The organism is Streptomyces sp. SID13726 (assembly GCF_010548375.1).
Taxonomy (GTDB): Bacteria; Actinomycetota; Actinomycetes; order Streptomycetales; family Streptomycetaceae; genus Streptomyces.
This window is the reverse complement of record NZ_JAAGLY010000379.1, coordinates 1-460: the sequence shown is the minus strand read 5'-3', so window position 1 is coordinate 460 and position 460 is coordinate 1. Positions and strand designations below refer to the sequence as shown.

Genomic DNA, 460 nt, shown 5'->3' with positions numbered 1-460 from the left:
GACGGTGAACGTGCCCTTCAGCAGGGTCCCGTACCAGCTGTCCGGCGGGACGGCCGCGGTGATGTCGAAGGCCTTGTTCATCAGGCCCGGCAGGAACTCGGCCTCCTGGAGGTCGTGCACCCCGTACGCGAGCACGCCCGCGGCGACCACGACCAGCATGCCGCCGGTCCACGTGAAGAACCTGGACAGGTTGATCTTCAGCGCGCCGCGGTAGAACAGCCAGCCCAGCAGGATCGACGATCCGATGCCGAGCAGCACGCCCACCAGCGGACCCGCGCCGTCACCGGCCGCGTGCACCGACCGCCACACGAACAGCGAGGTCTCCAGGCCCTCCCGGCCGACGGCCAGGAACGCCGTGGTCACCAGGGCGCCCGTGCCCATCGCGAGGGCCGCGTCGAGCTTGTCCTGCAGCTCGGCCTTCATGTGCCGCGCGGTGCGCTTCATCCAGAAGACCATCCAC

1 protein-coding gene is annotated in these 460 nt (G+C 69.8%); it reads right to left on the bottom strand.

Features of this window, described 5'->3' with window-relative positions; genetic code table 11:
* A partial coding sequence (locus G3I78_RS48170) for an FTR1 family protein (protein ID WP_203616538.1) occupies positions 1–460 on the bottom strand: 460 nt, incomplete at both ends.